We start from the raw sequence: 6428 nt of genomic DNA, 5'->3' as shown, positions 1-6428 counted from the left end.
TTGTTCCATTTTAGAGATTTGTTTAAGATAAGATATAACTCATTGAGATGTGTCATAGTATTCGTCGTTAGAAAACAATTATTGTGACATTATTTCAATGAGTTATCTATTTTTGTCGTGTACAGAGCCCGTTTTTGTAATTTTTCCCGTATTGAAATTGAAACCAATAAATTACTTAGGCCACTTCAAGAAAAAAAATACTTTCAAGGCTTAGCACCACAAAAACTAATCCCTCAACTTGCCGACTTGTATTGTGAGCTTAATGTCATACACCCATTCCGTGAAGGTAATGGACGTACACAACGGATTTTCTTTGAGCATCTGATTGCTCATTGTGGTTATGGTATTGATTGGTCTCGCATTGACTCTCAACAACAATGGATTCAAGCAAATATTGAAGGTTTTTATGGTAATTTAAATCCATTAATTCAGATTTTTGAAATATGCTTTATTCAAAATACCTAAAATTTAAGTAGTCGAAGCCCACAATCCTTAATGAGCCATCATCTTTGCTTCAATCCACTGATTAATTTCCCAAATAAACCAACAATCACGATTCTTAGAAATCTTAATACTCTTCGGGTAATTTAGGATCGTAATATTCAGATTACTTATCCAGAATTGAATAGATCGTTAACTTAGATAGACTTTTAAGCAATGTAACTTGCCGCATGTTTATCAACATATGTCTCAAAAAAGTCTGCCCATACATAGATTTATGGTGTTTAGTGCTTAAATTTCAGATTAATCTTCGTCTGATGACCTGAATGGATGTTACAGATTACATGCAGGTGAATTACTCTGTGGCTGTATCATGGCTTTTGTGCAATCCAATCCATTTGATCCGAATGTTCTCTTTTGCAATAAAGCAGCCTCTTCTGCTTTTCCTGAACCAACGAACTATGTCATTGATTTGATTCAACCGACAACAGTGATGCTGAATCAAATCTCCAAAGAAGGGATTAAATGCAAGAAATGTGGTAAGAAAAAGATAGGGGATGGAAGTTATTATCCGTCTAATTGGAACCAGCCCATGAGTCGAGATCAGTTGAGTAAGAATCATTTTAAATGAATAAGAGAAGGATGGCTTACCTCACTTCTCCGAATAACAATGCTATGCTTTTCAACCAAGGTTATAAATTGGCAACTACATTTCATTCTTCTTCATGCTGGTCCTATAGCCTGTAGACAATTACTACATCATTTGCATTCAATGCTCAATACAGCCTGTCAGCAGAACCGCAGCGATACTTTTTTTCGTGCATACATGTAGTGTTTAAATCCATTCATTTTTCAATGATCCTCTGCCGTTTATCACATTTATGGTCGATCTTTAACCTTGTGAAAAATGCACATACCGATCCCTTCAAACTGTCAAATTTATGTATGCATGACATTTAAAGAAAATTATCTGATCAATTTTTTTAGGTAAAATTCATCAAGAAAAAAGTTATTATTATTCATAACATCACCAATAACCACATAAAAACAATAATTTAATAAATTATTCTTCCAATTTTTTTATATTTAGTGTTATTACCTCTAAATCCATGTTTACCACCTTCTATTACATAAGTAATTTAGAAGTATCCACGATATAAATTGCTTGCCCTCACACCTCTCCCCTCTCACGCCCAAAAAATTTATACTGAAAGGCAGATTAAGCCCGTTCGAGTTACATATAGCCGCATGCTATATTGAAAGCATTAAGAAAATATCCTCAATATTTATAGGATTTTTAAAGTATGAACTAATTTTCGAAGAACCCTTTCTAAGTAATGTGACCTATTAGGAAAAATGAAAATACTGAAATCTCCGTATCAACAATCAGTCAAAGTACATCCTGATGATTTTCTGTAACCGATACCCAAGGACTATACCTACCCTTCTGATGTGCTGTGCAACAAAGCCCTCCTTAGCCACACTATAGCTATAGATTAATTCCATTATTTTGTGATTTAATTAAATTATTCATTCTTAAGACCCAATTTAATGGATTTATATTTCACTAAACCAGAAGAAGTTGTGACTCTTTTAGGTGAGCGTTTACGTAAGCAACGACTCTTTCTGGAGATGTCTCAAGCTGAGGTAGCAGCACGCGCTGGTGTCGGCGTGAATACAGTTTCGAATCTTGAAGCGGGACGAAATGTATCTGTTGAAAATTTAGTCCGTATTGCAATGGTCTTGGGTCGATTAAACGAACTTCAGGAACTATTTAAACCTCAGCTTAACAGTGTGAATGACATTCTTCGCTATGAGAGTCAAAGTAAGCGCCACCGTATTAAGAGGAAGGGATAATGCTCAATAGACTTAATGTTTATTACAACGGTTGGGGCGAATCATGGTTATGGGGAACGCTGATTAGTTCAACAGCCACGACAGGTAGACCCACCATTGCTTTTGAATATAGTCCAGAAGCAATACAGCAAGGTGTTGAGCTCTCTTCTTACTTGCTGCCTTTAAAAGGTCTACCATTCAGACAAGGTTTTCCTACTCATCAAATGGGACTCCCAGGTCCAGTCTATGACGCTTTACCAGATGGTTGGGGCATGATGTTGATGGATCGATATTTCAAAAAAATTGGCTTAAATTCAGCACGAATTGGACCTTTGGAGCGTCTGACCTATATTAGTAGTCACGCAATGGGTGCCCTCTCCTTTGAACCTTGTGTTGCTGACATGCAAACCTCAGAAAATATCCCTTTACAACAACTGGCCCAGGAAGTTCAAGAAGTACTCAAAGGTGAAGGTGGTGAATTTCTACAGCATTTATTGGTCATGGGTGGCTCCCCTCAAGGTGCCAGACCAAAAGCGTTGGTTTACCGAGATCCTGTCAATTTAGAGTTTTCGACTCAAGATTCTGATCAACATGAAGCCTGGCTGATTAAGTTTCCTGCTCAGCAAGAGCATCCTGAAGTCTGCGCCATTGAAGCCGTCTATGCAGAATGTTTGCGACTTTGTGCAATTGAGACTCCAGATACCCATTTCTTTAATTTGCCCAATGGTTTAACGGCTTTTGCTTCTAAACGATTCGATCGTCAAAATGGTATGCGGATTCCAATGCAGAGTTTGGCTGCATATACAGGAGCAGACTATAAAGTTCCAGGTAGCCTAGACTATCGCAATTTTCTCCGGGCAACCTTGATGTGTACGCAAGATGTACGAGAAAGATTGCATGCTTTTAAACGTGCTGTGTTTAATGTGCTTTTCAATAATCGGGATGACCATACTAAGAACTTTTCATTTCTCATGGAGAAAAATGGTCAATGGAAATTGGCTCCAGCCTATGATGTGACCTTCTGCGAGGGTCCAGGTGGTTATCATCAAATGGACATTATGGGAGAAGCGCTCAATATTTCCCGAAGTGACATACATAAACTCGGTACTTCAGAAGCTAATCTGACTACTCTAGAAGTCGATGAGATCATCTTGACTATGCGTGAAATTGCACTTCAATTTAGTCAAATTGCGCAGCGCCTGTATCCCCATCAAATTCGAGAATCTACCCTACAGATGATTCAATCACGGATTCAACAGAATATTGATTTTTTAACTGAAACCTAAGCGTAAATATAAACTAAGCGCCAACCATCAACTGCAAATAGACTTTGATATAGTTAGTCGCTACATAATCTGTAGAACCTGTGAATTAGCTCTCTTTATAATCACGAATATTAGATGGATCACCGCCAAGATATATTCTGCAAACGTGAAATCACTACATCCAGATCGAAAATCACTAAGAAAAAACTGTCACCAAAAAAAGGTCTGCACTATGGATAGATGCAGACCAAACTCTGGATAACTACCAGCACGAGAAATATGTCGCAATTTTGCATAGACATGAATTTGATAAAATCAGCCCAGAAAGCCAGAAATTCATAAAAACTATTTCATCAATCCCCTATAACTTAATCACGTTCATGGTCGATCTTAAATCTTGTGAAAAGTACTCATGCTGACCTAGCCAAACTGTAAAACTCATGTATTTATAGCCTTTAAATGAATCTTTCAATCGGTATATTTAAGGTAAAAACTAGTAATCAGAAGTTATTATCACCCCCATATAAAACAAGGATCAACTTAAAAACAATAACTTAGTAAATTATTCTTTCATTTTTTTTATATTTAGTGTTATTTTAATGTACTATTCATTGGATATCCCTCTACTTATAAGCCTGTGATCTTGCGAATCAGATGGTTCACTTTAACATTCTCTAAGCTGCCCGAGAATTGCTCTGCTCCCTGCCCTATGGCTTCCAAGAAAACATCAGCCCCGCCATGTGTTTCTTTATCTTTAAAACCTGTCTGAATCACGGCTTCTTGCTGGAAATCATCCGCAGCAGCTCCCGTACACCAACCAGTTTCACTCAAAGGATAAGTAAAACTATATTTCTCACCTTGTTTAGGTTGTGGACCCTGTACTGGATGACAGATATCACTGTCTTTCAAATTGATTACTAGGTCATCCATCCGATTTTGTGTCGGACGCTTTTTGCCCGTACCAAAACCAATAATCGGATAAGGTTGTCCATGAATATCTTTGGCAAAACCCGCACGATCATAGTTTTTAACCAAACCTAGTACACTGGTTTCCTGACCTTGTACATATTTTCCAGTACGCTTGGCATAGCCATTTAAAATTAGAGTGTGATCATGATCTGCAGTTATCACAATCAAGGTATTTTTTAATTCAGGGTCACTTTGTCGAAGTTTTTTAATGGTTGCATCCAAAGCCTCGTTTAGGGCAATTGTATCCTGTAATGCACGCTTAGCATTGGTGTCATGTAAAGCATGGTCTATACGTCCCCCTTCAACCATCAGGAAAAAACCATTTTTATTTTGGGTTAGAATGTCCAAAGCGGCCAACGTCATTTGCTTTAAGCTAGGTTCAGGCAAGTTTTTTTTGGTTCGATCTAAGTCATAATTTAAATGGCTAGTATTAAACAAACCCAATAATTTTTCATTCTTTCCTAACTTCATCTGGGAGAGTTGAGTTTGATCATAGACCACTCGATAGCCTGCTTGTTGCATTTCTGCGATCAAATTCCGTTGGTCTATCCGTTCTCCCCCTTGATCTTTCGGCAGAAATTGACGCTTACCCCCGCCTAGAATCACATCAACCCCATCTTTTAATTTGACGTTATAACGCTGATAGGTATCACCTTGCGAACTTGGTACTAATTGGGATGCTATGTCATTTTCAGCATCACGATGACAAATATGGGCATAAGTCGATGCTGGTGTAGCATGCGTAATGCGAGTTGTTGTGACTACCCCTGTACCCCAACCTCGTGCTTTGGCCAATTCAAGTAAAGTTTGAGTGTCTTGCTTATTCTGGTTCTGAGGATTGGTTCCACATTGATGATTTCCGGCCTGATTTGGTTCTACTGCAATTGTTCCAGTCTGCATGGATATCACTTCATTTTTCATTTTTACACCTGTCATATAGGCACCCATCGATGGTGCGCTATCTGTAACCTGTGCATCTTCTGAGAAAGTACGAACAAATGCTGACTCTGGCAGTTGATCTATCGGCAGTTGGCCATCTTCACCAACAGCATAAATTCGTGCAGCTGTCAGTGTCGTGATACCCATTCCATCTCCCAAGAAAAAAACCACACGGTGGGGCTGTTTTAGTGGTTGTACTGAAGCAGAAGATGATTGAACTAAAGCAGGACTTTGGCAGCCCGTCAAAATAACTGTGCCCAAACTACAGCATGCCAAACTTATTGATTTTTTATTAAATTTTTTCTTATGCCAAAGCATTGCATCGCCTCATCTTAGGATGGTCGAAAAATACGCTTTAAATATTCAATTTACATGACAAATTTATGAAAATATTATTATGACTAATTAGGGTCTGTTGACATTTACTGTGGCTTTGTTGCACAAAGATTTTAAAAGTAGAACTCCCCTAAGCTTCTCAAACTTAAGTGACAACTTGGGTGTGAGGTCTGCCTAAATCCGTAAATTTATTTAATACTGTCACACGAGCATGAATCTCATTCACTTGGCTCTGAAAGTTTCTCGCACTGAGTTTATATGCGGACCAATTCGTTGTACGGTAGATTTTAGTTGCTGGCTTCTTCATTCGGAAATTATATTGCTGAATCAGACCTTACAAACAGCTTTGTGCAACAAAGCCGTCTTTAAGTACTTTTTTTAAAGGAAAAATCATCGACTTAAATCTATATTTCCAACAGTGCCACTTTTATCGCTTTAGCACCTCAACTTATTTAAGTGGCGTAACTTACATAACTTATGCATCCCATTTAAGTGACCTCAGTTATAGTATTCCGTGTCAGGAATTTGTCCACTTATTCCAATGATGATGAGAACTGCAGCATTGACTTAGATCGCCAGTGCTCAGTACTGGCCATCATGTAGCTTTTATCGCTTTAGCGCCTTAACTTATTTAAGTGGCGT

Annotated in this window: 4 protein-coding genes and 2 pseudogenes; 4 read left to right on the top strand and 2 right to left on the bottom strand. The window is 38.1% G+C overall.

Annotation, left to right across the window (positions count from 1 at the left end; genetic code table 11):
* Window positions 1-129: 129 nt before the first annotated feature.
* The 4 genes and pseudogenes from FTT98_RS17005 to FTT98_RS16990 form a co-directional block, all read left to right on the top strand.
* Window positions 130-465 (top strand): annotated as a pseudogene (locus FTT98_RS17005) (Fic/DOC family protein); the annotation flags it as partial.
* A gap of 349 nt (window positions 466-814) precedes the next feature.
* On the top strand, window positions 815-1072 hold the full coding sequence (locus tag FTT98_RS17000; RefSeq protein WP_004726728.1) for a hypothetical protein: 258 nt from the start codon (window positions 815-817) through the stop codon (window positions 1070-1072).
* 920 nt (window positions 1073-1992) lie between these two features.
* On the top strand, window positions 1993-2298 hold the full coding sequence (locus FTT98_RS16995) for a helix-turn-helix domain-containing protein (protein WP_000366814.1): 306 nt from the start codon (window positions 1993-1995) through the stop codon (window positions 2296-2298).
* Entirely contained in the window at window positions 2298-3563 is a 1266-nt protein-coding gene (locus FTT98_RS16990) for a type II toxin-antitoxin system HipA family toxin (RefSeq protein ID WP_180110228.1), read from the top strand. Before FTT98_RS16995 ends, FTT98_RS16990 begins: the two co-directional genes overlap by 1 nt.
* A 606-nt stretch (window positions 3564-4169) precedes the next feature.
* On the opposite strand, the gene FTT98_RS16985 is transcribed toward FTT98_RS16990, so the two are convergent.
* Both FTT98_RS16985 and FTT98_RS16980 read right to left on the bottom strand, forming a co-directional pair.
* Window positions 4170-5768, bottom strand: coding sequence for an alkaline phosphatase (locus FTT98_RS16985; protein WP_000964377.1), 1599 nt, complete (start codon window positions 5766-5768; stop codon window positions 4170-4172).
* Between the two features lie 163 nt (window positions 5769-5931).
* Window positions 5932-6042 (bottom strand): annotated as a pseudogene (locus FTT98_RS16980) (IS5/IS1182 family transposase); the annotation flags it as partial.
* Window positions 6043-6428: the final 386 nt, after the last annotated feature.

Source organism: Acinetobacter sp. YH12039, assembly GCF_013420015.1.
Lineage (GTDB): Bacteria > Pseudomonadota > Gammaproteobacteria > Pseudomonadales > Moraxellaceae > Acinetobacter > Acinetobacter amyesii.
The sequence above is the reverse complement of the archived record's forward strand: the minus strand, read 5'-3'. Positions and strand labels throughout refer to the sequence as shown.

What these genes read in the sequence shown, in the direction of transcription:
- FTT98_RS16985 (WP_000964377.1), bottom strand. Translation starts at nt 5,768, where the DNA reads ATGCTTTGGCATAAGAAAAAATTTAATAAAAAATCAATAAGTTTGGCA.
- FTT98_RS16995 (WP_000366814.1), top strand. Translation starts at nt 1,993, where the DNA reads ATGGATTTATATTTCACTAAACCAGAAGAAGTTGTGACTCTTTTAGGT.
- FTT98_RS17000 (WP_004726728.1), top strand. Translation starts at nt 815, where the DNA reads ATGGCTTTTGTGCAATCCAATCCATTTGATCCGAATGTTCTCTTTTGC.
- FTT98_RS16990 (WP_180110228.1), top strand. Translation starts at nt 2,298, where the DNA reads ATGCTCAATAGACTTAATGTTTATTACAACGGTTGGGGCGAATCATGG.